Source organism: Arthrobacter sp. DualSoilB13, from assembly GCF_055389195.1.
In genome coordinates, this window is sequence record NZ_AP035865.1 from 2,776,992 (window position 1) to 2,801,071 (window position 24,080).

The 24,080-nt window shown below is 61.5% G+C and carries 20 protein-coding genes and 2 tRNA genes; 7 read left to right on the plus strand and 15 right to left on the minus strand.

From position 1 onward, the window contains the following. Positions 1–3 precede the first annotated feature (3 nt). Positions 4–1,245 carry an NAD(P)/FAD-dependent oxidoreductase gene (locus ACZ5J0_RS12735; protein WP_142938539.1) on the plus strand — a complete coding sequence of 414 codons (1,242 nt, stop codon included), beginning with the start codon at positions 4–6 and terminating at the stop codon, positions 1,243–1,245. Between the two features lie 3 nt (positions 1,246–1,248). Here the strand turns inward: ACZ5J0_RS12735 and ACZ5J0_RS12740 are convergent, their stop codons facing one another. The 4 genes from ACZ5J0_RS12740 to ACZ5J0_RS12755 all read right to left on the minus strand — a co-directional run bounded on the left by ACZ5J0_RS12740 (position 1,249) and on the right by ACZ5J0_RS12755 (position 5,000). Then, complete coding sequence (locus ACZ5J0_RS12740) at positions 1,249–2,481, minus strand: cysteine desulfurase family protein (RefSeq protein WP_142938538.1); 1,233 nt, start codon at positions 2,479–2,481, stop codon at positions 1,249–1,251. A 26-nt stretch (positions 2,482–2,507) separates the two neighbouring features. Continuing rightward, the gene (locus tag ACZ5J0_RS12745) at positions 2,508–3,191 is read right to left on the minus strand and encodes a helix-turn-helix transcriptional regulator (protein ID WP_142938537.1); all 684 of its coding nucleotides are present in this window, start codon (positions 3,189–3,191) and stop codon (positions 2,508–2,510) included. Between the two features lie 63 nt (positions 3,192–3,254). Continuing rightward, positions 3,255–3,926, minus strand: coding sequence for a hypothetical protein (locus tag ACZ5J0_RS12750; RefSeq protein ID WP_464093240.1), 672 nt, complete (start codon positions 3,924–3,926; stop codon positions 3,255–3,257). Positions 3,927–4,073: 147 nt separating this feature from the next. After that, positions 4,074–5,000 (minus strand): diacylglycerol/lipid kinase family protein, encoded by a 927-nt coding sequence (locus ACZ5J0_RS12755; RefSeq protein WP_464093241.1) that lies wholly within the window; start codon positions 4,998–5,000, stop codon positions 4,074–4,076. 123 nt (positions 5,001–5,123) lie between these two features. Here ACZ5J0_RS12755 and ACZ5J0_RS12760 point away from each other — a divergent pair, with 123 nt between their 5' ends. The 4 genes from ACZ5J0_RS12760 to ACZ5J0_RS12775 all read left to right on the plus strand — a co-directional run bounded on the left by ACZ5J0_RS12760 (position 5,124) and on the right by ACZ5J0_RS12775 (position 8,224). Then, positions 5,124–6,068, plus strand: a complete 945-nt coding sequence (locus tag ACZ5J0_RS12760) for a J domain-containing protein (RefSeq protein ID WP_464093242.1) — start codon at positions 5,124–5,126, stop codon at positions 6,066–6,068. 59 nt (positions 6,069–6,127) lie between these two features. Beyond that, positions 6,128–6,595 (plus strand): tRNA (cytidine(34)-2'-O)-methyltransferase, encoded by a 468-nt coding sequence (locus ACZ5J0_RS12765; RefSeq protein ID WP_223940554.1) that lies wholly within the window; start codon positions 6,128–6,130, stop codon positions 6,593–6,595. A 188-nt stretch (positions 6,596–6,783) separates the two neighbouring features. Continuing rightward, on the plus strand, positions 6,784–7,389 hold the full coding sequence (gene sigK / locus ACZ5J0_RS12770; protein ID WP_165450183.1) for an ECF RNA polymerase sigma factor SigK: 606 nt from the start codon (positions 6,784–6,786) through the stop codon (positions 7,387–7,389). 1 nt (position 7,390) lies between these two features. Beyond that, positions 7,391–8,224 (plus strand): anti-sigma factor, encoded by an 834-nt coding sequence (locus tag ACZ5J0_RS12775; protein ID WP_464093243.1) that lies wholly within the window; start codon positions 7,391–7,393, stop codon positions 8,222–8,224. 81 nt (positions 8,225–8,305) lie between these two features. On the opposite strand, the gene ACZ5J0_RS12780 is transcribed toward ACZ5J0_RS12775, so the two are convergent. The 6 genes from ACZ5J0_RS12780 to ACZ5J0_RS12805 form a co-directional block, all read right to left on the minus strand. Next, entirely contained in the window at positions 8,306–9,709 is a 1,404-nt protein-coding gene (locus tag ACZ5J0_RS12780) for a GntT/GntP/DsdX family permease (RefSeq protein WP_142938532.1), read from the minus strand. Then, positions 9,706–10,251 (minus strand): gluconokinase, encoded by a 546-nt coding sequence (locus ACZ5J0_RS12785; RefSeq protein ID WP_142938531.1) that lies wholly within the window; start codon positions 10,249–10,251, stop codon positions 9,706–9,708. Before ACZ5J0_RS12785 ends, ACZ5J0_RS12780 begins: the two co-directional genes overlap by 4 nt. Positions 10,252–10,325: 74 nt before the next feature. Further along, positions 10,326–11,105 (minus strand): PIG-L deacetylase family protein, encoded by a 780-nt coding sequence (locus ACZ5J0_RS12790; RefSeq protein WP_223940557.1) that lies wholly within the window; start codon positions 11,103–11,105, stop codon positions 10,326–10,328. Positions 11,106–11,110: 5 nt separating this feature from the next. Further along, positions 11,111–12,064, minus strand: a complete 954-nt coding sequence (locus ACZ5J0_RS12795; RefSeq protein WP_142938529.1) for an electron transfer flavoprotein subunit alpha/FixB family protein — start codon at positions 12,062–12,064, stop codon at positions 11,111–11,113. A gap of 14 nt (positions 12,065–12,078) precedes the next feature. Beyond that, positions 12,079–12,882, minus strand: coding sequence for an electron transfer flavoprotein subunit beta/FixA family protein (locus ACZ5J0_RS12800; RefSeq protein ID WP_142938528.1), 804 nt, complete (start codon positions 12,880–12,882; stop codon positions 12,079–12,081). 277 nt (positions 12,883–13,159) lie between these two features. After that, positions 13,160–14,785 (minus strand): S1C family serine protease, encoded by a 1,626-nt coding sequence (locus ACZ5J0_RS12805; protein WP_464093244.1) that lies wholly within the window; start codon positions 14,783–14,785, stop codon positions 13,160–13,162. A 321-nt stretch (positions 14,786–15,106) separates the two neighbouring features. Here ACZ5J0_RS12805 and ACZ5J0_RS12810 point away from each other — a divergent pair, with 321 nt between their 5' ends. Both ACZ5J0_RS12810 and ACZ5J0_RS12815 read left to right on the plus strand, forming a co-directional pair. After that, positions 15,107–17,158 (plus strand): TPM domain-containing protein, encoded by a 2,052-nt coding sequence (locus ACZ5J0_RS12810; protein ID WP_187697141.1) that lies wholly within the window; start codon positions 15,107–15,109, stop codon positions 17,156–17,158. A 99-nt stretch (positions 17,159–17,257) separates the two neighbouring features. Continuing rightward, positions 17,258–18,046 carry a PspA/IM30 family protein gene (locus ACZ5J0_RS12815; protein WP_142938525.1) on the plus strand — a complete coding sequence of 263 codons (789 nt, stop codon included), beginning with the start codon at positions 17,258–17,260 and terminating at the stop codon, positions 18,044–18,046. Between the two features lie 101 nt (positions 18,047–18,147). Here ACZ5J0_RS12815 and ACZ5J0_RS12820 read toward each other — a convergent pair whose 3' ends face one another. The 5 genes from ACZ5J0_RS12820 to ACZ5J0_RS12840 form a co-directional block, all read right to left on the minus strand. After that, the gene (locus tag ACZ5J0_RS12820) at positions 18,148–18,963 is read right to left on the minus strand and encodes a GntR family transcriptional regulator (protein WP_223940558.1); all 816 of its coding nucleotides are present in this window, start codon (positions 18,961–18,963) and stop codon (positions 18,148–18,150) included. A gap of 107 nt (positions 18,964–19,070) precedes the next feature. Next, positions 19,071–19,144: transfer RNA gene (locus tag ACZ5J0_RS12825), tRNA-Met, on the minus strand. A gap of 289 nt (positions 19,145–19,433) precedes the next feature. Next, positions 19,434–19,507: transfer RNA gene (locus ACZ5J0_RS12830), tRNA-Met, on the minus strand. A 133-nt stretch (positions 19,508–19,640) separates the two neighbouring features. Then, on the minus strand, positions 19,641–22,637 hold the full coding sequence (locus tag ACZ5J0_RS12835; RefSeq protein ID WP_142938524.1) for a UPF0182 family membrane protein: 2,997 nt from the start codon (positions 22,635–22,637) through the stop codon (positions 19,641–19,643). A 125-nt stretch (positions 22,638–22,762) separates the two neighbouring features. Beyond that, positions 22,763–23,899: a YlbL family protein gene (locus ACZ5J0_RS12840; RefSeq protein ID WP_142938523.1), complete on the minus strand. Its 1,137-nt coding sequence runs from the start codon at positions 23,897–23,899 to the stop codon at positions 22,763–22,765. Between the last annotated feature and the right edge of the window lie 181 nt (positions 23,900–24,080).

Sequence of the window (24,080 nt, forward strand, 5' to 3'; positions counted from 1 at the left end):
GACATGGCACACGAACACATAGTTATCGTCGGCGGCGGGCTTGCCGGCGCCACCGCAGCCAAAACCCTCCGCGCCGAAGGCTATGAAGGGCCCGTAACCTTGGTGGCCGCAGAGAACCGACCACCTTATATACGCCCTCCCCTCTCCAAGGAATTCCTCCTTGGCAAAGCTGAGGCAGATGCTGCTCTGGTGGTGCCGGATAAATGGTACGGGGAAAACGGCGTCGAGCTTCTTCTCGAAAGCCTCGCCAGCCGGATCGACCCCCGGGGGCACGCTGTGGCACTGGCCGACGGCCGAAGCCTTCACTACTCCAAGCTGCTCCTCGCCACGGGCGCCCGGCCTCGAACCATTCCGCTTCCAGGTGCGGACCTTGACGGGGTAATGACCTTCCGAACCTTCGATGACAGTGTGCAGCTTCAGAACCTCCTTAAGGACGGAGGCAAGAAGGTGGTCATGATCGGCTCCGGGTGGATCGGCATGGAACTGGCGGCAGCAGCCCGCACATATGGCAACGACGTCACACTGCTGGGGCTGGAAGACATACCGCTGAGTGCCGCCATCGGACCTGAACTTGGTGGATTCTTTCATCGGCTCCACGAAGATCAGGGCGTGACGTTCCGCCTTCCGGCAAGCGCTGCCGGAATTGAAGGACAGGACGGCAGGGCGACGGCGGTCCGCACCAATACCGGCGAAACGCTGCCCGCCGATGTGGTGATCGTTGCCGTCGGCGTGGTACCTGACACCGCACTCGGCGAAGCCGCAGGGCTTGCCATCCGCAATGGAATACTGGTGGATACCGGGCTGAGGTCCAGTGCACCGGATGTGCTGGCTGCAGGAGATGTAGCCAACGCACTCCACCCATTTACCGCCGAGCACCATCGCAGCGAACATTGGGCCAACGCGCTCAACGGCGGCAAGGTGGCTGCAAAGTCCATGATGGGCCGGGATGCCCAACTGGACGTGGTGCCGTACTTCTATACGGACCAGTTCACCGTCAGCATGGAGTACTCGGGGTTTCCCTCCTTGACCTCCGGAATCACACCGATGATCCGCGGCTCGCTTGATGACGGCAGCTTCATCGCTTTTTGGTTGAGGGAGGGGGTGGTAGTTGCCGGAATGAGCGTCAACCAGCGCCGGGTTCAGAAGCCCATCAAGGCCTTGATTTCAACCCGCACCCCTGTGAACGTCAACAAACTGACGGATCTCGGGGTGCCACTGGACGAACTGCTGCCCGATGAGCCGTAAGAGCTAGAAAGGTTCCGACGAGGCCTGCCGAGCCACCGTCGCTGCTGTTTGAATGCTGGATTCATGACCGGCCATTCCGGCCTGCCGGGCCCTTAAGCACGCCTCGGGCAGGGCTTTCAAGAGCGCGTCCACATCCGCATCGGTGGAACTGTGCCCCAGCGTAAAGCGCTGGGCGCCGCGTGCAGTATCTTCATCCAGGCCCATTGCCAGGAGGACGTGCGAAGGCCGTGGCACCCCTGCCGTGCACGCCGAACCCGTGGAGGATTCAACGCCTGCCAGGTCCAGGAGAAAGAGCAATGAGTCGCCTTCACAACCAGGGAAGGTGAAGTGGGCGTTCCCCGGCAGCCGCCCGTCCCCGGGAGCACCCCTCAGCACCGCGCCCGGCACGGAATCGTGTACTCCGTTGATAAGGCGGTCGCGCAACAAACTGAGACGTTCTTTTTCAACGGGCAGGTTTGCAGTGACAGCCTCCGCGGCTGCGGCAAAAGCGGCGATTGCGGGAGTGTCCAGTGTTCCCGAGCGCACATCGCGTTCCTGCCCGCCGCCGTGCTGCACCGGCGTCAGCTTCACGGCCCTTCCCAGGAAAAGTGCGCCGACCCCCACCGGACCACCAAGCTTGTGCCCCGAAACGGACATTGCAGAGAGTCCCGAGCCACGAAAGTCCACGGGAATCGATCCGAAAGCCTGGACGGCATCGGAGTGAACCGGGACTCCATGCGGTTTTGCCAGCTCCACAATCTCCGTCACCGGCTGGATGGTACCTACTTCATTGTTGGCCCACATCACTGTGACCAAGGCAATTGATTCGGGATCGCGTTCGATTTCCTGCCGGACGACCTCCAGCCGAATAGCGCCTTCGCTGTCTACCGGAATCCACACAACGTCAGCACCTTCATGCCTTACAAGCCATTCGACGGTATCCATGACCGCATGGTGCTCGACGGCGGAGCAAAGGATGCGTGTACGGCGCGGGTTCTCGTCCCGCCTGGCCCAGAACAGACCCTTCACCGCCAGGTTGTCCGCTTCCGTCCCGCCTGAGGTGAAAATAACCTCGGATGGGTGTGCCCCGGCAGCCGCCGCCAGCGCCTCCCTGGCATCCTCCACCGCTCGCCTCGCGCGGCGGCCCGCACCGTGAAGCGACGAAGGATTACCGGTCCGCGCCAGCTCGCGCGTCATCACAGCGAGCGCTTCGGCCGACAGGGGCGTGGTTGCGGCGTGGTCAAGGTATACAGGCACCTTGTAATTCTACCGATGCCTGGCGTTCAGGATTCCTTACCAAGGGCATTGATGCGCGCACAGCAGTGTCCCGGACCATGGTCCGGATCCGGCACGATGATGCCGGCACTGAGTCCGGAGGCCGCAGCAGCACCGCTGAGGAACGCGCCGTTCATTGCGCACACCACTTCCGTGTGGTCCCGCGACAAGCGATGGAACGGACAGTTGAGCAGGCGGTATCCCCCGGCAGCGTCCGGCGAGGGGTCGTATCCGAGTTCCGAGAGTGCACCCAGGAAATGGCCAGGGCGTCCAACCTCGCGCCCTGCAGCTGCAGCGACATCGCGCATCGCTTCCAGCGCCGGCACACCGTCGGCCTGAGAGCGCGTGATCGCCGCGGCCATGAGGTGACCGGCGAGGTCGTAGTGCCGCTCAGGAACAGAGACGCCCACCTCGTCCATGACGGGCCTGTAGAGCTTTGATGGCCGCCCCGACCCAGGCCCTGTCTTCTCAGGGGATTTCCTGAACTCAACCCGCAAGAGCCCTTCGCGGACCAAACGGTCCAAATGGAAGGAAGCCGAACTGCGGGGCAGCTCGAGTGCCAAGGCCGCCCCATCCCGGCTGACGGCCTCCCCTGCACTCAGAACGTACTCATATAGCCTGCGGCGGTTTTCATCGCCCAAGGCAGCAACAGCAGTGATTTTCCGGATCCACGGGAGTTCGGACGTGCCCATACACCAAAGATATATCTAAAAATAAGAATCGTTGCTTTAGCGGAATAGCCAAGAAAGGCAGGGTCAGGACGGCGGTACCACAACGAGCTGGGCCACAGTTTCCGCACGGGCGGCGCTCAACGTTGCGTCGTCCGGGCACGACAGGGAAACATAGACGGAGGACGCGGGGGCGCTGAACAACCTGGCCAGGACCAAGGCAGGCTTACCGCCGGATGCGGCCGAAGACTCCAGGCTCAGGAACTCCACGCTACGCTGTGGTTTATCGGATCCTTCTCCCCAACGCAAAGTCGCCGGCTTCAGGCCGTCCAGCGAACCGACGTTGAGATAGGTGAACAGTTCCTTGGTTGAGGCGACGTCGTCAGCGGCCACCACCAGCGGGCCCTGATTCACGCTCACGCGGACTGCGAGCGTGCAACCGTCAGCCTTCTTGTATCTGCTTTCGCCCTGCAGGCCGGAGTGCACCACCGACCAACCGGGAACCTCCTCCAACCGTGTGGAAACTGTCACGGGCTCCCCCGCAGCCAACGTGCTCCCTGCCGCAAGCGGCAAGTCCTTCGCAGCCACCGCGGCCGCGTCGTGTCCCGGAGTGATGGTGGGCGTCGCCAGCGTGGAGACCGACGGCGACGGCTTAGGGGCAGTAGGGTCAGGGACGTTGACGCTGCAGCCTGCCAGCAGGACACCGGCGGTTCCGAGGGCAGCGAAGCCGGCCAGTCGTCGTCGAACGTTGCTCGCCACTATGTCTCCTTGCCGTGCGCTCTGGAATATGGTGTGGGGACCGCGCCGATCGACTCGCCTGCCACCGCGATCGAGTCTAGCTGCCCGTCGCAGCGAGGCTGCGTCAGTACGGAGGCGCGCTTGAGGACTCACTCATAGACGGACGCACTAGGCGAGAACCCGCAAACCAGCAGGAACCACCTCCACCTCCACCGGCAATGGGCCGATTCGTTCCCCGTCCGCATATGCCACCACCCCGTCAGCCTCCAAGCGCACTTTCCGGACGCGCATGATCTCCACGGCAGGATGGCTGGTGTGCTTTCCGGCGAAAACCTTGGGAAACACGCCCAGGAAACGGATCCTGGACAGGGGCTTGACCACAAACATGTCCAACCACCCGTCATCGGGCACTGCCTCAGGGGTGATCTTCATGCCCCCGCCAATGAACTGTCCGTTGGCCACTGAAATGAGCAGGGCAGGCTGGCTCCACAACACGCCATCGGCAGTCACGGAGTAGGTGATCCGGCGAAAAGAGCCCAGCTCCCGGAGCATAGCAAGGTTGTAGCGGCTCCTGCCGCGTGGCCAGCTCCACGAATTGGCGCGCTCGTTGACGGCTGCATCGAATCCGGCGGACAGGACGCCTGCGAAGTAGGTGGTCTCACCACCAGCGGTGACCCTTCCGGCGTCGATCCTCCGCCCGCCGGTCTCCAACGCAAGCAGTAGCCGACGGCACGCGGCCGCGGTGTCGTTCAACGGTAAAGCCAACAGCCGCGCCACATCATTGCCTGTCCCGGCGGGAACGATGCCGAGAGGGAAGTCCAGCCCCACGAGCGCGTTGACGCCAAGGTGGACCATGCCATCGCCGCCCACCACTACCAACGCCTCCACCCCGGTTTCCAGCGTCCGGTCCACCGATCTGCGCAAAGCGTCATAGTTCTCCGCTTCAAGTACGACGACGTCCCAACCGGCGGCGCGGATGTACTCTGCGGCTTGGTGCCCGGCACTGCGCCGACGACCAAAAGATGCCTCAGGATTAATGGCAACAGCGATCTTCATCGGCGCGATGGATGGGTTCTTCGCTGCCGGAGGATTCACAGCCTGAATTATGCCAGCGGGAACCACACGCCACGTTACCGACGTTCACAGAGTGGCTGGATAAACTTGCCAGTACCGCACCTCTCCAGAGGCGCGACCACCATCATAGAGAAGGGCCCGTGCTTGGCCGAGGGCAGCAGTTCGCACTATCAGGTTCTCCGCGTTTCCGTCACCGCTACGGACAAGGAGATCAAAGTGGCCTACCGCAAGGCTGCCCGGAAAGCCCACCCCGATCACGGCGGAGAAGCGGAGATGTTCCGGCGGGTGACCCTCGCATACGAAACTCTCATAGATCCCCAACGCAGGGCCGACTACGACCGAAGGTACGGCCGCGGTGCCTCCGATGTGAGCCAGCCTCGGGCGGGCGACTACACAGGCGCTGCGGCACCGGGGCCCTTCGCGACCGCAAACCTCAAACGACCCCAGGCCCAGCGCAACACTGCCGGCGATCCTGCAGTCTATGTTCCCCCCTTTGATGATCCCAACGAGGTTCCGCTCATCCCAGCGGCGGAAGCGGCCCAACAGGTTCACGGCCTCCCCCGCAAACGAGGCATCTTTGGCGCCGATGCCCGCATCCAACGCGAAATGCGCACGGTCCAGCTCATCAGCCGGCAAGTCCTGCCCGCCATACCCGCAGCCAGGCTCATCAATGGGTTGCGCTCGCCGTCGGACAACAACCACATCGACCACGCCGTCCTGTCCGGCTACAGATTGGCACTGATAGGTTCCATGCTGCTGCCCAAAGGGGCATACGCCTGGGACGGCCATTCGCTGCGCCATGGTGGTCGTTCGGTGGCTCCTCCACAGCTCGGCCATATCGTCCGGCATATGCAGGACCTCTTTCCGGAGCTCAATGTCACCGGATGGGTGGTCCTTCACAGTCCTGACGGAAATCTTCACGAACCTGTCATTGACCAATATGGCAAGGGACAATCGAGCAACACAGCTGTGGAGGTAGTCAACGCGGCGGGGCTGGTAAGGGGGCTGAAGCAGTTCCTCAGCTCCGGGCCGGCGCCGAACACCGTAGTCGTGCCGGTCCTGGCCAGGCTGATTCGCGGAATGCACTAGTCACAGCGGTGCCGTCTCTGGACGCGGCCCTAGCCGCACGGGCTGACTAAGATGGGACGGTGTTCCGCATCCTCTTCCATACTCCAGAAATCCCGGGCAATACGGGCAACGCCATCCGCTTGGCCGCCATCACGGGGGCCGAGCTTCACCTGGTGGAGCCACTCGGCTTTGATTTTTCCGACGCCAAGTTGCGTCGTGCCGGTCTCGATTACCACGATCTGGCCGTAGTTACTGTCCACAAAGACATCGACGCCGCCTGGGCTGCCCTCACCCCGGAACGGGTTTTCGCTTACACCTCCGACGGCGAGACCTCCTATACGGACATCAGCTACCGCGAAGGTGACGTCCTGATGTTCGGGCCCGAATCCGTGGGCTTGCCGGACTGGCTCAAGCAGGATCCACACGTAACCGCTCGTGTCCGCCTTCCCATGAAGCCTTCTCTGCGTTCGCTCAACCTGGCCAACGCTGCTTCAATCGCCGTGTTTGAAGCCTGGCGGCAGAACGGATTTGCCGGCGCCAAGATGTAGCCCATCCAACGGCGTCCCGGCACCGAATACCTTGTGCAGGACAATTCCTGCCTTGGACATTCGTTGAGGGAGCCTACGTGAGCGCGTTGCAGACCAGGGTGATGACGGCAAGTCAGAGCACCGCCGCGCCGCCGACGCGACCCCATGATGCTGCCGCTTTCAAACGGGACGACATATGCTGGACCGTGATGGACATCCCCAACAATCCCGGCCCCCCGGTCTTCGAAGCTACAGGCTCTTCGACTGATCTGAATTCGCAGCTTGCCCTCTTGCTCGAACTCGTGGCAGCAGGCGACCAGCAGGCATTCGCCGAGCTCTATCGCCTCACCTCCAGGCGTGTCTTCGGCATGGCCAGGCGCGTCCTGATAGACCCTGACCTCAGCGAGGACGCAACCCAGGAGGTTTATCTCCAGGTCTGGCAGGGAGCTGCAAAATTTGACCGCGCTGCAGGGACACCGCTGGCCTGGCTCATGACTATCGCACATCGGCGCGCCATTGACCGTGTCCGCGCCGTGCAAGCGGCAACTGACCGGGAAGCCAAGTACGGCGCAGCGAGCCAGGACCCGGACCGGGACCTGGTAACCGAGGAAGCCGACACCAACTTGGAAGCTGAAGCTGTCAGCCGATGCCTCGGTACCCTGACGGACACGCAGCGAGAATCCGTCAGGCTCGCGTACTACGGCGGGCTGACGTATCGGGAAGTCGCCGAGCATCTCGGTGCCGCAGTCCCCACCATCAAGTCCCGCATCCGTGATGGACTACTGCGCCTGAAGACGTGCCTGGGGGTGGGTTGAAATGAGTGAAAACACCAGTGGAGGCTTTATCCGCAGAATGTTTGCCAACGACATCGCTACAGACCTCGCCGAGGGCCGTGTCCTCGAACTCGCCGAACTCTACGCCCTGGACGCCGTGAGTGACGACGAACGGGCAATGATTGACCATTACATCAAGGACGCCCCCGAACGTCCTGAATTCCTGGAGCGGGTACGCGAAACCCGCGAGACCCTTGCCGTGAGTTTTGCCCCGGAGGAAGAACCGCCTGCAGGTCTCTTCGACGATATCCTGGAGCGCATCACCAAGGATGCCGCCGCCCAGCCCTTCGCACAGCCGGTGGCTCCCTCAGTGGAAAGCCCCGCCGTCGATGACCTCGCTGCCGCCAGGATGAGGCGTGAGGAGCGTACGCGCGTTGGTGGCGCACGCCGGTGGATCGTGGGCGCCGCCGCCGCAGCCGTCATCGCACTCGGTGGCATCGGGGTGGGCGCCTACGTCTCTGCACAAAATGACCCGGTGAACCAAGTACTCCAGGCCCAGGACGTCCAAAAGAAGTCTGCACCGGTTCCCGGCGGCGGTACCGCCACCATTTCCGCATCGTCGGCCAAGGATTCCTTTGTGGTGCTCATGGATGGCGTTTCGCCCGCACCGGAGGGCAAGGTCTACCAGTTGTGGACCCTCCCCAAGGACGGCTCTGCCCCTGTACCGCAGGGCACCATGGATGCTGAGACACTCTCCAAACCGGCGGTAGTGAAGGGCTTGTCCTCAGCGTCGTCCGTAGCCATCACGGTGGAACCCACGGGCGGCTCCAGCGCCCCCACCACGGATCCGGTGCTGGTGGTCGGGCTCAGCGCCTGACTCTTGACGTTCCAACGCCCGACGGCGGCCGCCCCACCCAGGGGACGGCCGCCGTCGGGCATTTAGCAGTTGCTTCCGCAGCTACAACACGAGCGATAAAAGCATGACGAAGCCGAAGGCCACCACGGAGATCAACGTCTCCATGACAGACCATGTCTTGAAAGTCTGCCCCACGGTAAGTCCGAACAACTCCTTGACCAACCAGAATCCAGCGTCGTTGACGTGGGACAGGAACAAGGAACCCGCACCTATGGCAAGTGCCAACAAAGCCGCGTGCGTGGGGCTCAGGCTGCTGGCAAGGGGTGCCACGATGCCGGCGGCCGTAACAGTGGCCACCGTTGCCGAGCCCGTGGCCAGCCGGAGCGCCACAGCCACGATGAAGCCCAGCACCAGAACTGACATGTTGGTGCCCTCGGCCCACTTCTTGACGGAGTCACCTACCCCGGCACCGATCAGGGTCTGCTTGAAACCGCCGCCCGCGCCAACAATGAGGAGGATCCCCGCAATGGGTCCAAGGCTTTCACCCAGCTTGGCTGTGATCTTGCTGCCGGTGAACCCAACAGCGTATCCGAACGTCACCATGGCCAGAAGCACAGCCAACGTCATGGCCACCAAGGGCTGACCCACGAAGTCGAAGAAGGTCCGGAGGGCTGGTGCCGTCTCCGGGTCCGGCCAGATAATTCCACCCACGGCCTTCAACAGCATGAGGACCACAGGGAAAATGATGGTCAGCAAAGTCACCAGGAACGAGGGCTGGCGTTTGACCGCGCTGAGGTCCACTGCATGCTGCGTGTCGATCCCGCCGGCCACGGCGGGCGCGTCGACGGGTACCCAGCGGGCAGCAAGCCTGGAGAACAGCGGGCCGCAGATAATCACCGTGGGAATGGCCACAAGAATGCCAAGTGCCAACGTTGTGCCAAGTTCGGCTTTGACTGCGCTGATCGCAATCAATGGCCCCGGGTGCGGCGGCACCAGCCCGTGAAGCACGGACAGGCCGGCCAGCGCCGGGATCGCGATGCGCATCAGCTTCATCTTGGAGCGCTGCGTTACCAGGACGATCACCGGAAGGAGCAGGACGAGCCCAATTTCGAAGAACATGGGCAGGCCGATGATCACGGCCACCAAGGTCATCATCCAGACGAGCTTGTTCCCGCTGGCCTTGGCCAACAGGGTATCCACCACCCGGTTTGCGCCACCGGAATCGGCCAGCAATTTACCAAGCATTGCCCCGAGCGCAATGAGTAAGCCGACTTCCTTAAGGACACCCCCCACACCGTCCTCGAAGTTGGAGATGACCTTGCCAAGCTCGACGCCGGACGCCAGGCCCACAAAGGCCGAGCCCAGAACCAGCGCCAGGAACGGGTGAAGTTTGAGCTTTGCGATCAGCACCACAATCAGTGCAATGCCCAGTGCAGCCACCACAAGGAGTTGCGTGTCGTGGGCCGTCCATTCCTGTATCTGCGTCGCTGTATCGAGGACTTTCACGAGGCGGTCGCTTCGGTACCGGCACCTACAGGCCGGAGACCGAGCCGTTCAATAACTTCGTCGGCTTCCTCTGCGGGGGACGCGGAAACACACAAGGAAATGTAGTTCTCGTCCCGGGTGGGTTCCTCAAGTGCGTCGAACTGCGATTCCAAGAGCGACGGCGGCATGAAGTGGCCATGCCTGGAGGCCAGGCGGTCGGAGATCTTGTCCTTGCTCCCCTGCAGGAAGACGAAAACAACGTTGTCGCCGCGGAGCACGTCGCGGTACTTCTTTTTGAGTGCCGAGCACGTAATGATTGCCGGTGTTCCGGCATCCGCGCGCTCACGGATCCAGTCCGAGATGATGCTCAGCCAGGGCCACCGGTCCTCATCGCTCAGAGCCAGCCCCGACTGCATCTTGGCCACGTTGGCCTCCGGGTGCAGGTCGTCGCCTTCGGCAAGATCCCATCCAAGCTTCCCGGCGAGAACGCCGGCCACCGTCGACTTGCCGGAACCGGAGACTCCCATAATCACCAGTACGGGTTGTTGCGCAGTCTTCGCCATCAAAGTCTGCCTTCCTCGAATAAATATGATTTAACCGAGATCAAGCATATGACACGGGTTACACCACAGCAACGTCAGAAGCCGGCGATCGTAGTGGAACCGTTGACTGGGACAACGTGGAAATACTCTGCGCTGGCTCCTTCGGGCAGCCCGGCCCGCTCGCCATTGCCGAGCATCATGGACCTCACCACACGCTCCATGCCCTCGATATCGGGGTGCTGGCTCGCATGAATCCTGATGGCGTCAAGCTTGGCGTCGACATGATCCGAAACATCCACAGAGTGGTTCTCCCTGGCCTCCGGGCTGGAGATGAACCACAGCCACGGTAGCTTGTAGGCCTTTAGTCCGGCCGCATCCAGTTCCGGGTAAGCGAACGGATTCTCCACTGCCGGATAGACTGCCCGGGTCACGGCTTCCCCCGCTGCAAGGTGGTCCGGGTGGCTCTTCTGGAGCCGGTCCCAGTTCCTTTCGGGGTGCATGGTCAACACGATGTCCGGCCGGACTTCCCGGATCAGCTTCACCACGCGCTTGATGACGTCATGTGTCGGCTCCAGATACCCGTCCCGTTCGTGAAGATAGTGGATATCCGTAACGCCCACCAGAGCGGCAGCACGCTTCTGCTCCTCAGCCCGCAGTTCGATGATCCGTTCGCGGTCCACGGGATCGAAGCCTCCGGCATCGCCGTCGGTCATGATGCAATAGCTGACCTCGACGCCGGCAGCCGTCCAGGCCGCGATGGTCCCGGCCGCGCCAAAATCGATATCGTCGGGATGGGCAGTAAAACAAAGCACCCGCTCAACGCGCTCCGTGGAGGCATCGAACGGGCTCTTTGCTGACGTGATGTCAGTGGTCAAAGGGATCAGCCTTTCCGCTTCTTGATCTCTGCGGTGGCCTGCGGAAGGACCTTGAAGAGGTCACCGATGATGCCGTAATCGGCAATCTCAAACACCGGCGATTCCGCGTCCTTGTTGATGGCCACAATGACCTTGGAAGTCTGCATTCCAGCTTTCTGCTGGATTGCACCTGAAATACCGGCTGAAATGTACAGCTGCGGAGACACCGTGACACCGGTCTGGCCAACCTGCGCATCATGGCCAATCCATCCCGCATCAGTAGCGGCGCGGGAAGCACCTACAGCAGCGCCAAGGGCGTCGGCAAGCTCTTCGAGCGGGCCGAAGTCACCATCTACGCCACGGCCGCCGGCAACCACGATCCTCGCTTCGCTCAGATCAGGCCGCCCGCTGACGGGCTTCTCGGTGCGGGCTGCGATGCGTGCGGAGTTCGCCAAGCCATGAGCGGGAACCTCAACAGTGGCAGTTGCCGGTGCAGCGGCGGCACCGGCAGGAACAGGTTCCACGTTGTTGGCCTTGACCGAAAGGACGGTCACAGGAGTAGTAGCTTTCGCCGTGGTGTTGTAAGAGCCCGCCAAGACGGACTTGTGCGCAGTGCCGTCAGCGTCAACACCCACTACGTCGGTAATGACGCCGGCACTGAGCTTAATGCCCAGCCTGCCCGCAATCTCCTTGCCCTCAGGCGAGTTGTCCACGAGGACTGCTGTGGCGCCGGATGCTGCTACTGCAGCGGCAAGGTAGGCGGCCTTCGGGCCCACCAAGTAGTTGTCGAGGTCGTCCACCGACGGCTGGTAAACCGTCGTGGCACCGTAGGCACCCAAAGTGGCGGCGACGTCGTCGTTCAACTCCCCGGTGAACGCGACGGCGGTCTCCCCCAGCGAGCGGGCGATGGTCAGGAGCTCCAGGCTGCTCTTCTTGAGAGCTGATCCCGGGTTGTCAATGAAAACAAGTGCATTTGCCATGGTTCGAGTCCCCTTTAGAGCAGCTTCTGTGCGGCTAGGAAGTCCACCAGCTTGATGCCGGCGTCGCCGTCGTCGGTAATGATGGTTCCTGCTGTCCGCGGCGGGCGGGCCTCTGCGGACTCCACCACTGTCCAGGAGCCAGCCGAGCCCACCTGTGAAGCGTCCACGCCAATGTCAGCAAGTGACAGGGAGGCGATCTTCTTCTTCTTGGCCGCCAGGATGCCCTTGAAGTTGGGGTAACGGGGCTCGTTGATCTGGTCCGTGACGGAAACAACGGCCGGGAGCTCCGCCTCAACGGTTTCCGAGAAGGCGCCGGCGTCACGGCGGGCGCTGACCCGGCCACCCGTAACCTCAAGGCTGGAAGCGAACGTGACCTGCGGGAACTGCAAGCGCTCGGCAAGTTGGGCCGGGATGAGCGAAGTCTCGCCATCGGTGGAAGCCATGCCCGTCAGGACCAGGTCCACCGGGCGGCCATCGGCCGAGATGTGGCGAATAGCAGCGGCAAGCGCCAGCGAAGTGGCAGCCGCATCCGAACCAGCCAAAGCGTCGTCGCTGAGGTGCACGCCGGAATACGCGCCAATCTGTAGGGACTTCTTCACAGCATTGACCGCACCGGACGGGCCCATGCTCAAAGCAATGACCTCATTCCCGGCCTTCGGTCCGCCGCGTTCCTCCGCCAATTGGAGCGCTGCCTCGAGGGCGTACTCGTCCAATTCAGACAAGATGCTCTCATCACGGTCGGTCGTGTTGCCAGGTCCGGTGATGTGCCGGTCAAACTGGGCGTCCGGGACGTGCTTGACCAGAACGACAATCTTCAATGTCTCTTCCACTGTCTTCGAAGCAGCCTTCCATGCTTGTGGACGGCCAAACGCAGCAGCGTGGCCGTGAATAACCCAGCGCGTGGGCTCGTCCTAGCTAAGCATATTGCCCGCAGAAAACCACTCCCAGCGTTAAGCCCTGTTTCAGCTACGCGCGATGCTCTTGTGCTGCAGCGTGCGGTGCCGGGACACCCACAAACGGCGGGCGGCACCGCCAAGGTGCCGTCCGCCGTCGTGGGTTGCTCCTGCCTCCCGCTGGGCCGCCTACTGCTGAGCGCTACTGCTGAGCGGCGTCGAGGGTGACCTCAACCTCTTGTGTCTGTCCCCCGCGCTGAATGGTTACCTTGACCTTGGCACCGGCAGGTTGCTCCCGAACCGCCGCAGTCAGCTGGTTGGGATCGCTCACGGCGTAGTCGCCGAACTTGGTCACCACATCGCCAACCTTGAGTCCTGCCTTCGCAGCAGCAGAACCCGAGGTCACCGACGCAACCTCAGCACCCACCGAGAAGCCTGAATCGCTGCCCGAGGACGACTTCGAACGAACTGACACACCGAACTGCCCGTGGCTGGCTTTACCGGTTTCGATGATCTCCTGCGCCACGCGCTTGGCGTGGTTGATGGGAACACTGAAACCGACGCCGATGTTACCGCTGGACGATTCGGACGTTCCACTGCCCGCCGAAGCGATGGCCACGTTGACGCCGATTACTTCACCCTTGCTGTTCACGAGCGCGCCCCCGGAGTTGCCGGGGTTGATGGCAGCATCAGTCTGGATGACGTTGATGGCAATCGAGCCCTCGTTGGCTGTGCTCTGGCTCTGGCCACCATTTGGCGGCGCGAACTGGAAGCCTTCGTCTCCGCCCTGGCTCTCATCCGGCGTGCCTTCCGGCACAGCAGAGGACGCCACGCTGATGGTTCGGTTGAGCGTGGACACGATGCCATCGGTCACCGTGCCGGTAAGACCCAACGGTGAACCGATGGCGACGGCGGTGTCCCCCACATTGATCTTGGAAGAGTCACCAAGCGTTGCCGGGACGAGGCCAGAGGCATCGCTTACCTTGATGACTGCAAGGTCGGACAAAGGGTCAGTGCCAACCACAGTGGCCTTGAGGACCTTGCCATCGCTGGTGCGGACCTCAATTGCGGCGTTTGCGGTGGCGCCATCGAGCGTGACGACGTGGGTGTTGGTGAGGATGTGGCCCTGGTCATCCAAAATGATGCCGGAACCAGTACCGCCCTCATTTCCGCTGGTCGCCTTGATGGTCACCACGCTGGGCGAAGCCTTGGCGGCCGCAGCGGTAATGACGTTGACGTCATCTTTGTTATTCACGATAACGGTGCTGGATTGTCCGCCGGTTGAAGCAGCCGGGGCGGGGTTATCCCACAGAGCGTTACTGCCCGCCACCACGCCGCCACCGATCAGACCCGCTGCCAGCATGCTAGCTACAAGGGTGCCGACGCCGAAAGCCGGCTTGCGCTTGGTTGTCACCGCGGAAGAGTGCCCTGGGGTGTGCTGCATCCCTGGACTGTTGTGCCCCTGCTGTTCCTGGAAACCTTGCTGGTTGTGGAACTGGGAAGCGGCATTGTTTCCCGGATTTGAGCCCCCGTAGAACGGCTGGTGCTGCGGGTAGCTTGGGCGATGAGACGGGTCATGCTGCTGGTAAGACTGATTGTGCGGCTGCGGAGCGCCGTAGTACTGCGGCTGCTGCGGAGCCGCAGGAGGCTGGAAGGCAGGCAGCGGAGTAGTGGGCTGCGCCGGGTTTTCGGTCCCCGCCTCCTGCCGGGAAGTCCACGCGGGCTGCTGCGGAGTGGTGCCGGCATCGCCCTGCTCCCCCGTGCTGTCCCGCGGCTCCGACGGCTCGCGGTTCTCTGGTGCAGTGCCCTGCGCTGGGTTCTCCGTCATGGGTCTTCCTTTCATCCTCGTCTTCAACCACTATGTACCCAATAACTGGAACAAAAGCGGACGTTCGCTGGGAGCTTGCTGAAAGAAAGTCGTCGCTGGTAGCCGACCCCTCAAGAAGACTCTCAACGGCTCACCAATCCAGCTCTCTCCTATATTTCGCTGGTGGCATATTCAACCCTGTGGACGGGTTCGGGGGTGCACCATAGAATCAAGAGGAATTGCCACAGCGACCTGCGGCTTTACACCATGCGTGGGGGCGCTGAGCATTCTGTGACGATTGGTACGCCTTGTTCCAGTCGCAGACGTGCTGAAGGGTTGCACATGCGGTCAATAGTTAAACGCGTACTCGCCGTAATCGGCCTGGCTGGAATGTTGGCCCTACCGGCCACTTCCGCTTGGGCTGCAGATCCGGTGACCATTCCGTCCGGCCAGAACATTGTGGATGACGCCAATCTTCTGGGTAGCCGTAAGGGCGAAGTTCAGGAAGCGATCCAAAAGACGCTCAAGGACCACAAATACAACTTGTATGTGGTCACTGTGGACTCCTTCACGAATCCCTCCGAACCCCCCGCCTGGGCGGAGGCCGTAGCCAAGAACAAGGGCATGGGTAAGGCAGACGCGATCCTGGCAATTGCCGCTTCCGGCCAGTACACCTTCGTACTGAATTCCGGAAGTTCCATCCGCTCCAAGCAGTCCGCCATTACGCAAAATGCCGTGACAGCCAATCTGGCAGGCGGCAAGAAAGACTTCGCACAGGCGGCCATCGACACAGCGGCTGCCATCGGGGACGCTGCCGGCGGCGGTAGCGGTACCGTTCCGAGCGGAAACGCAGGTGTCGGTGTCCTTGTCGGCGTAGGCGTCGTAGCGGCCGGCGGTGCAGGCACGTATCTGTACCTCCGTAACCGACGCAAGAAGGGCAGCACCAAGGCGGTCAGCGCCAGCTATGGACCACAAGGTGAACAGCTTGACCCCTTGGCGGGCCTGACCATTCCGGAACTGCGCCAGAAGAGCGGCTCACTGTTGATCGAGGCGGACGACGCCATCAAGTCCAGCGAGCAGGAACTGGGCTTCGCCCAGGCTCAGTATGGTGATTCCGCAATTGGTAACTTCACCAAAGCCCTGGAAGAAGCGAAGGGCCACATGACGGAGTCGTTCAAGCTGCAGCAGCAGCTGGATGACCACATTCCTGACACTGAAGAGCAGCAGCGTAGTTGGCTCGGCGAGATCATTCGCCGCTCAGAAGCCGCATTGGCTTCGCTGCGAGATCAGAAGGCTGACTTCGACTCTCTGCGCGAGCTTGAAAAGAACGCTCCTCAAGCCTTGGCAGCGGTAACGGCCGGAGCCAGGGAAGCCGACGCCAAGATCGCCAGCGCGGAACAGTCGCTTGAAGGTTTGCGCGCCAAATATGCCGAATCTGCTTTGACCCAGGTCTCCGACAACATCTTGCAGGCCAAGGAGCGGCTCGCGTTCGTACAGAACGCTGCAACTGCTGCCCAGGAGAAGCTGGCAAGCGGCGAAAACAGCCTCGCTGCTGTTGCGGTACGCGCCGCAGAAGAGAGCCTGCACCAAACCAACGTGTTGATCGATGCCATCTCCAAGACGGCCGGCAGCCTGGATGAGGCCCGGGCTTCCCTGGAAGGCGCTGTGGCAGAAACCAGCCAGGACCTCGCACAGGCGCGGGCAATGATCCAGTCCGGTGCACACCCTGAACTGGCCGGTCCAGTGGCCGGGGTGGAAGCGGCCTTGGCACAGGTAAAAACCGAAATTCAGGGCGGAAAGATCGACCCCATCGCGACGCTTAGCCGTTTGGAGTCTGCTCATCAGGCGCTCGATCAGTCCTTGTCCGGCGTCCGCGATCAGCAGGAGCAAGCCCGCCGGGCCCAGGCCTCGCTTCAGCAAACCATCATGGCGGCGCAGGCACAGATCAGCGCTACATCCGACTACATCACTGCACGTCGCGGGGGCGTGGGCACAGAGGCCCGGACAAGGTTGGCCGAGGCCCAGCGCAACCTTGACTATGCACTCTCCATCTCACGCAATGATCCAGTCACCGCACTTACCTACGCCCAGCAGGCGCACTCGCTCGCGGCGCAGGCTGCACAACTCGCCCAGTCCGACGTCGATCAGTTCGGTTACGCCGATCAGGGCTACGGCCGCGGTGGGATGTTCGGCGGAGGCGGCGGAGGCGGCGGCCTTGGCGGTGCCATCCTTGGCGGTATCCTCATCAACTCCATCCTGAACGGCGGCGGAGGCGGCTGGGGAGGCGGCAACGACGGCGGAGGCGGCGGCGGATTCTTCGGCGGCGACTCCGGCGGCGGAGGCGACTTCGGCGGCGGCGGCGACTTTGGCGGCGGAGACTCCGGCAGCTTCTAGCCAGACAAACTAGGCGGGGTCAACGCCCCGTATAGAAGCGGTACAACAACTGATCACTGATTTCCAGTGGCACCACTGAGCAGGACGAAAGGCAACACCATGGTTAAGCAGTCCATTTTCGGTCGGATCTCACAGCTCGCCAAGGCGAACATCAACGCCTTGCTGGACCAGGCTGAGGACCCGCAGAAGATGCTGGACCAGATGGTCCGCGACTACACGAACAACATTGCCGAGGCCGAATCAGCCGTGGCCCAGACCATCGGCAATCTCCGGATGCTGCAGGCGGACTACAACGAAGACGTCAAGAACGCACAGGACTGGGGCAATAAGGCTCTAGCAGCGTCCCGCAAGGCCGACGAGTACCGTGCCGCCGGAGATCCCGTAGACGCACAGAAGTTTGACAACCTTGCCAAGGTGGCAATCCAGCGCCAGATGACTGCCGAGTCCGAGGCAAAGGCAGCTGAGCCGAGCATCGCCTCCCAGACCGAAGTAGTGGACAAGCTCAAAACCGGGCTTGACCAGATGAAGAACAAGCTGAACCAGCTCACCGCCAAGCGCAACGAACTCGTGGCACGCTCTAAGACCGCCGCCGCACAATCCCAGGTGCACGACGCACTCAAGAGCATCGACATCATGGATCCCACCAGCGAGGTAGGTCGCTTCGAAGAGAAGATCCGTCGCGAAGAGGCCAAGGTCCTGGGCCAGCAGGAACTCGCCAGCTCCAGCCTTGACGCCCAGTTCAACCAGCTCGAAGACCTCGGAGAGCAGACTGAGATCGAAGCCCGCCTTGCGGCCCTGAAATCGGGCGGTGCCAAGCCCGCCATTGGCGCAGGCGCCCCCGCATCAACCGGAGCAACTGTGGACGAAGCCGACTTCGACAAACTCTAAGAAGAAGTTGGGCTCCAGCTACCGATCGGTCAAGCTGCCCAGAGACTGAAACCAGAACCGGGCCGGATCCTGAAGTGGATCCGGCCCGGTTTTTTCATGCACTACATCTGGTCCGTCAAGGGACCTAGCGTGTCTTGGCCGGGGCTGACGTCGGTTGCCACCTCGGCGCGGATTTCGAATCCCTTGGGATGAAAGTAGGTCACCGTACACTCGAGGACCTCCCCATGCGCGCCCAACGTCGTTCGTTCCAAGCGCGGGACCATAGGGAACCCACGGACGTTCAAAGCGTCTGCCAAATGCTCAGGCGGGGCATGCATGGTAACGGTAATTTCAGCCCGGTGGAGGGGCTTCAACGTTCTGTCCTGAATGACCTGATAAATGGAGTTCCGTTCGGCGTCCGCCAAGCTGATATGGCGCCCGATGTGGGAGGGAATGAAAATCTCCGCAATGGCATAAGGCCACCCAGCGCTTGAGTAGGAACGCCGGATCACCAAAACCAGATTGTCGTCAGACACCAGCTTGGCTGGCACTGATTGGTCCTTCTCCATCCACTTATACTCGATGAGTCCCTTGACCGTCTTCATGCCGGCCGCCGTGAACGTCTCCATGAACGGCGCCAGGCGGTTCAGCATCTTGACGGGACGCTGGGCCATCACGAACGTTCCCTTGCCCTGCCTTCGAACCAACAAACCCTTCACAACCAGGGTTTCCAGCGCTTTCCGGACCGTGGTCCGGCTAATGCCGTAGGCGTCCATCAGAGTCTCTTCCGTGGGGATCCGTGATCCTGGCTCCAGCCGGCTGACGTGATCCGTCAAAACGTCAGCCACCTGCTGATACACGGCCACCGGGCCATCCCTCTGAAGAACTTCCCGCTGAAGGCCAAATCCATAGTCGTCGTTGACCATTGAGCGTCCCATCTATTTCATACCTCAGCGAATCCGGTTTGATGCTAGCACTCGCATCCCGACGAACAGTTAAACAAAAGATCCGGATCAGTAATAACTGATCCGGATCTTTTCTCCAGTTGCGGGGACAGGATTTGAACCTGTGACCTCTGGGTTATGAGCCCAGCGAGCTACCGAACTGCTCCACCCCGCGTCGCAAGAACAACTCTACCGCACCCCTCAGGGTGCTTCTGACCATATGGCCCCTAAGGTGCCGCAGATCACTCCCCCGCACCCTAAAGCCCCACACAATAGCTGCCGCAGCACCCCGGCCAGAGGGATGTGAGAGGGGATCCAGCCCAACCCGTCGGGATGTGAGAGAGGATCCAGCCCAACCCGTCGGGATGTGAGAGAGCGATGGGCCTGAGGGGGCGCCCATCGCGGGGGTGAGGGCACAACAAAAGGTCCGGATCAGTAATTACTGATCCGGACCTTTTCTCCAGTTGCGGGGACAGGATTTGAACCTGTGACCTCTGGGTTATGAGCCCAGCGAGCTACCGAACTGCTCCACCCCGCGTCGCAAGAACAACATTACCGGCCGGTGAATGAGAGACCAAATCCTGGCGACGTGATCTGCATCTCCCCCTACGCGAAAGGCCGGCACCCGCCCCCGAAGGGAACAGGCACCGGCCTTTCAGCTGCCTACAGGACTAGCTGCTCGGCGTAGGTGCGGGCGTCGCGCTGGGAGTAGCCCCCGGCGTCGCCGTTGGAGCTGGAGTGGCGTCCAAACGGGCCTGAGCGTCAATCGCCTTCTTTAGCGCGTCAGACAATTTGGTCTGCTGAGCACCGTAGCCGGCGAAGTCTCCCTTAGCCAATGCTGCCTGGCCGTCCTGGATGGCCTTGTTGGCCTCGTCCAGGGCCGCCTTGAGTTCTGCCTTGGCATCGGTGGGACCAGCCGGCGGCGTCGTAGTGCCGGGCGGCGCTGTCGGTGTCTGGCCATTGTTGGCGACATCCCCGGCAGAAGCGCCGGAGTCTCCGCCAAACAACTGGTTCAGTGCTTCGTCAAGGGTGGGCGCGAAGCCGATCTTGTCACCGAAGGCAACCAGCACACGCTGCAATGTGGGGTAGGACGTCTCGCCGGTGGACTTCAGGTAGACGGGTTGTACGTAGAGCAAACCGCCACCCACGGGAAGGGTCAACAGGTTGCCGTTAAGTACATCCGATGCACCCTGCCGCAGGAGGTTCAACGCCTGGGACACCGTGGGATCGGAGTTGAACTTGTTCTGGGCCTGGCCGGGACCGGGCACCTGGGTGTCGGTTGGCAACTCGAGGAGCCTTAGCTTTCCGTAGCTATCGGCTTTGACTCCCTTCTCGTTTCCGGCATCAGAGTCAGCTGCAAGGAATCCATACAAGATGTTCCTCGCACTGCCGTTGACAGTCTGCGGAATGAACGATGACGTCAGCTGGAAGGCCGGCTTCTCCTGGTCAGGCATCTGCAGGGACATGTAGAACGGCGGCTGCTTGACGGCCTCGGAAACGGTGGGATCGTTCGGCACGCTCCAAGCATCGTTGTTCTGATAGAAGCTGTCCGGATCCGTCACGTGGTAGCGGCCCAGAAGTTCACGCTGAACCTTGAAGAGATCTTCGGGGTAGCGAACGTGGCTCATGAGGTCGCCGGACATTTCCGAGTACGGCTTAATGACTGTGGGAAAGACCTTCTGCCAAGCCTTCAGGATGGGGTCCTGATCATCCCACGCATAGAGGTTCACCGAACCGTCGTACGCATCCACGGTGGCCTTGACCGAGTTCCGGATGTAGTTCACCGAGCTGTTCGGCAAGGCTACTGTGCGCCCTGCGCTGGTTTGGGAATCGGCCGTGGCGTTCTGCAATTGTTGGGGCTGTGAGTACGGGAAGTACTGGCTGGTGGTGTAACCATCCACAATCCACTTGACGCGGCCGTCCACCACCGCCGGGTAGGCGTTGCCGTCCACGGTCAGGTACGGGGCGAGCTTCTCAACGCGTTCGCGCGGATTGCGTTCGTAGAGGATCTGGGATTCCGCGTTCACGCCGTCCGAGAGCAGGAGGTCGGAAGATTGGAACTTGATGGAGTAGAGAATCCTGTTCAGCCAGTTGCCTACGTTCGGTCCACCGTTACCGCTGAAGGTGTACTGGGTCTCCCCGCCGCCTTCGCGGCCCGCCGGCCGGTCCTGCTCGCGGTTGGGGGCACCATCCGGCGCTCCCACAATGGAGTATTCAGGTGAGTTCTCACCGAAGTAGATGCGGGGCTCGTAAGAAGTATCGTTACCGAGAACGCCAGTGGACGGAATCCCCGACTGCAGGAACTCCGGCTTGCCATCGGCGGTGAACTTGTTGCCCTTGGCTGCCACCACACCGTAGCCGTGGGTGTAGACGATGTGCCTGTTGACCCACGTCTGCTGGTTGGCGCTGAGGCCGTCCGGGTTCAGTTCACGAACCGCAATAACGGTGTCCTGGACCTTACCGTCAACCATGTATCGGTCGACATTCAGGGTCTGCGGGAACTGGTAGTACGGACGATACTGCTCCAGCTGAGCGAATGCGGAGGAAATCAGGTTCGGGTCAAGGAGACGGATGTTGGCAGTGGTTTGGGCATCCGCGGCCAAGGCACCGGTGGTGGCGGTGGTAGTGGCGTTATAGGCGGAGACATCGATCTTGTCCAGACCATAAGCAGCGCGCGTCATCTTGATATTTCGATCAATGAACTCCTTTTCCAAGGTGTTCTCCGACGGACGTACCTGGAACTGCTGGATAACCCACGGGTAAACGCCACCGGCCAGTATGGCCGTGATAACCAACATCGCAGTACCGATGACTGGCAGGCGCCAGCGACCAATGATTGCAGCAATGATGAACAGGATGGCAACGAGGCCCGCGGCCACGGCAAGGATCGCCTTGGTAGGTACAACAGCATTAACATCCGTGTAGAGGGCCCCGGCCCAGCGGCCTGAGTTGCTCTGGACAGTCGTGTACCTGTCAAGCCAGAAGTTGATACCAAGCAGGACAAGGAAGAGAGCGCCCGTGACGGCGATGTGAATCTGCGCTGCACGGCTGGTGAAGATACCGCGTTCCATGAGGCGGATGCTGCCGTAAAGGTAATGGGTCAGGATGCCTGCGATGCCGGCGACAACCGCGATGCTGATCAGGAATCCTGTGACAAAACCGAGGAACGGCAGCGTCATCAGGTAGAAGCTGATGTCCATGTTGAACAACGGGTCGTTCTGACCGAAAGGTTCCTGGTTGAAGAACAACAGTGCCTTCTGCCATTGGCTAGCGGCCGCACTGCCGGCAAAGAGCCCGAACAGGATAGGGAGGCCGATCATGACAACCCGGCGAACAGGCTCGAGCTGCGCCTGGTAGCGGTTGAGGTTGTCCCGGGCCTCAGCATCCGGAGCATAGACGGGCCTGGAACGGTAGGCGATCCTGATGGCAAAGAAAACAGCGGCAAACATCATGGCGAAGCCAATGATGAATGTGATGATCCTGGCGAGGTTTTCGCGGAGATAAACTTCGAAGAAGCCAAGCTGCTGGTACCAGAGGACGTCAGTCCACACATTGGCGAAGAAAATGAACCCGACGACGGCCACGGCCACGACAATGAGCGTCGGCGTCAGGGCACCTCGTCTCAGCGGTGATCTTCCGGGCGGGTTGGAGCTGGCGGGACGGGACAAACTCTGTACCTCATTGGTGTCAGTGAACAGTCGGTGTGCGCGTGCTGACAATCTCTACCGCTGGGAGGTGGCAGAGGCCGTCATCTATGCCACGAGTGGCAGTGGAGCTAAGTTCCACCGTCAGTCTAGTTGTTTGTGCAGGTGGGGAGGCTCCCCGTGTCCTGGCCGGCTCCGAGGCGCTCCACGGCGGAGGTGGCGTCTGCAAGGGTTTCCACTTTTACAACCTGAAGCCCGTCCGGTACGTGGCCTACGACGTCGGCACAATTGGAAGCCGGAGCGAGGAACATGGTTGCGCCTTTTTGGCGGGCACCGATCATCTTCTGGGCAATGCCACCGATAGGTCCCACCGCACCATCGGCTGTGATGGTTCCCGTGCCAGCGACGTGTTTGCCGCCCGTGAGATCCCCCGGCGTGAGGTTGTCCACTATTCCCAGAGCAAACATCAAACCTGCGCTGGGTCCGCCGACGTTGTCCAGGGAAATGCTGACGTCGAACGGGAAGGTGAAGTCGCTGGCGAGCAGCACACCCAGAACGTAACGGTCAGCCTGGTTCCTGGTAGGAGTTATGGTTTCCGAAACTGCCATACCCTTCCGGTCCAGGCCCACAACGACCGGCGATCCTGCACCTGCGGCCAGTTCTGCTTGGACCACGCTCATGGACGTAATCGCTTTGCCATTGATGGAAACAAGCCGATCACCTTCCTGGATCTTTCCAGCTGACGGCGAAGGATCAGACAGTCCCGCGACGTTGAGCCGTTGCTCAAACGGGATTTCGAGTTCACGCAATGCTGCGGCCACTGCGTTCTCCTGCGATGTTTCCATCGCAATTTCGCCTTGCTGCACCGTCTGTTCGGCCGTGGTGCCCTTGGGATAGATGAGTTCCTCCGGATATATGGCTTTGGAGGGATCCACCCAGGCCCGGAAGACGTCGAAGATGGTTGCCGGGGTTTTCGGACCACCCGTCATGACAACAGTGGTCAGGTCAAGGTTGCCATTCGCCGGAAAGGACTCGCGACCGGAAATACTGATCACAGGTTTGTCGCCGTCCTTGCCCAGAGTATTGAAAGTGGGACCGGCTGACTCAATGACATACGGGACAGGCAACGCTGCCGCACCGATGCCAAGCCCCAGCGCGACAAGCCCGGAGATCACCATGATCATGTACCGGCCATCCCGGGGAGGCGACGTAGGCACGGAGGTGGAATCGGCGTCGGGCGTCTGACGCGGGTCCAATGAGCCCTCGGGGCTGGGCGAAGTAAGCATTGAGGCCTCTCTATGCCGGCATTGCGTGACCGGATCCATGGTTCCTGCCGCCAAAGGCAGCGGCGGCACATACCAAACATCAACACTACGCGGTCTGACGTTGCAGGGCTGCTTTGCCTACAGCGAACGGGACCTCCTCCGGGCAGACAGCCTTCCGGCCGCGCGGTACGGTGAAAGAGAT

What these genes read in the sequence shown, in the direction of transcription:
- ACZ5J0_RS12810 (WP_187697141.1), top strand. Translation starts at nt 15,107, where the DNA reads ATGCGGTCAATAGTTAAACGCGTACTCGCCGTAATCGGCCTGGCTGGA.
- ACZ5J0_RS12815 (WP_142938525.1), top strand. Translation starts at nt 17,258, where the DNA reads ATGGTTAAGCAGTCCATTTTCGGTCGGATCTCACAGCTCGCCAAGGCG.
- ACZ5J0_RS12785 (WP_142938531.1), bottom strand. Translation starts at nt 10,251, where the DNA reads ATGGCGAAGACTGCGCAACAACCCGTACTGGTGATTATGGGAGTCTCC.
- ACZ5J0_RS12805 (WP_464093244.1), bottom strand. Translation starts at nt 14,785, where the DNA reads ATGACGGAGAACCCAGCGCAGGGCACTGCACCAGAGAACCGCGAGCCG.
- ACZ5J0_RS12840 (WP_142938523.1), bottom strand. Translation starts at nt 23,899, where the DNA reads ATGCTTACTTCGCCCAGCCCCGAGGGCTCATTGGACCCGCGTCAGACG.
- sigK (WP_165450183.1), top strand. Translation starts at nt 6,784, where the DNA reads ATGGACATCCCCAACAATCCCGGCCCCCCGGTCTTCGAAGCTACAGGC.
- ACZ5J0_RS12820 (WP_223940558.1), bottom strand. Translation starts at nt 18,963, where the DNA reads ATGGGACGCTCAATGGTCAACGACGACTATGGATTTGGCCTTCAGCGG.
- ACZ5J0_RS12775 (WP_464093243.1), top strand. Translation starts at nt 7,391, where the DNA reads ATGAGTGAAAACACCAGTGGAGGCTTTATCCGCAGAATGTTTGCCAAC.
- ACZ5J0_RS12745 (WP_142938537.1), bottom strand. Translation starts at nt 3,191, where the DNA reads ATGGGCACGTCCGAACTCCCGTGGATCCGGAAAATCACTGCTGTTGCT.
- ACZ5J0_RS12735 (WP_142938539.1), top strand. Translation starts at nt 4, where the DNA reads ATGGCACACGAACACATAGTTATCGTCGGCGGCGGGCTTGCCGGCGCC.
- ACZ5J0_RS12795 (WP_142938529.1), bottom strand. Translation starts at nt 12,064, where the DNA reads ATGGCAAATGCACTTGTTTTCATTGACAACCCGGGATCAGCTCTCAAG.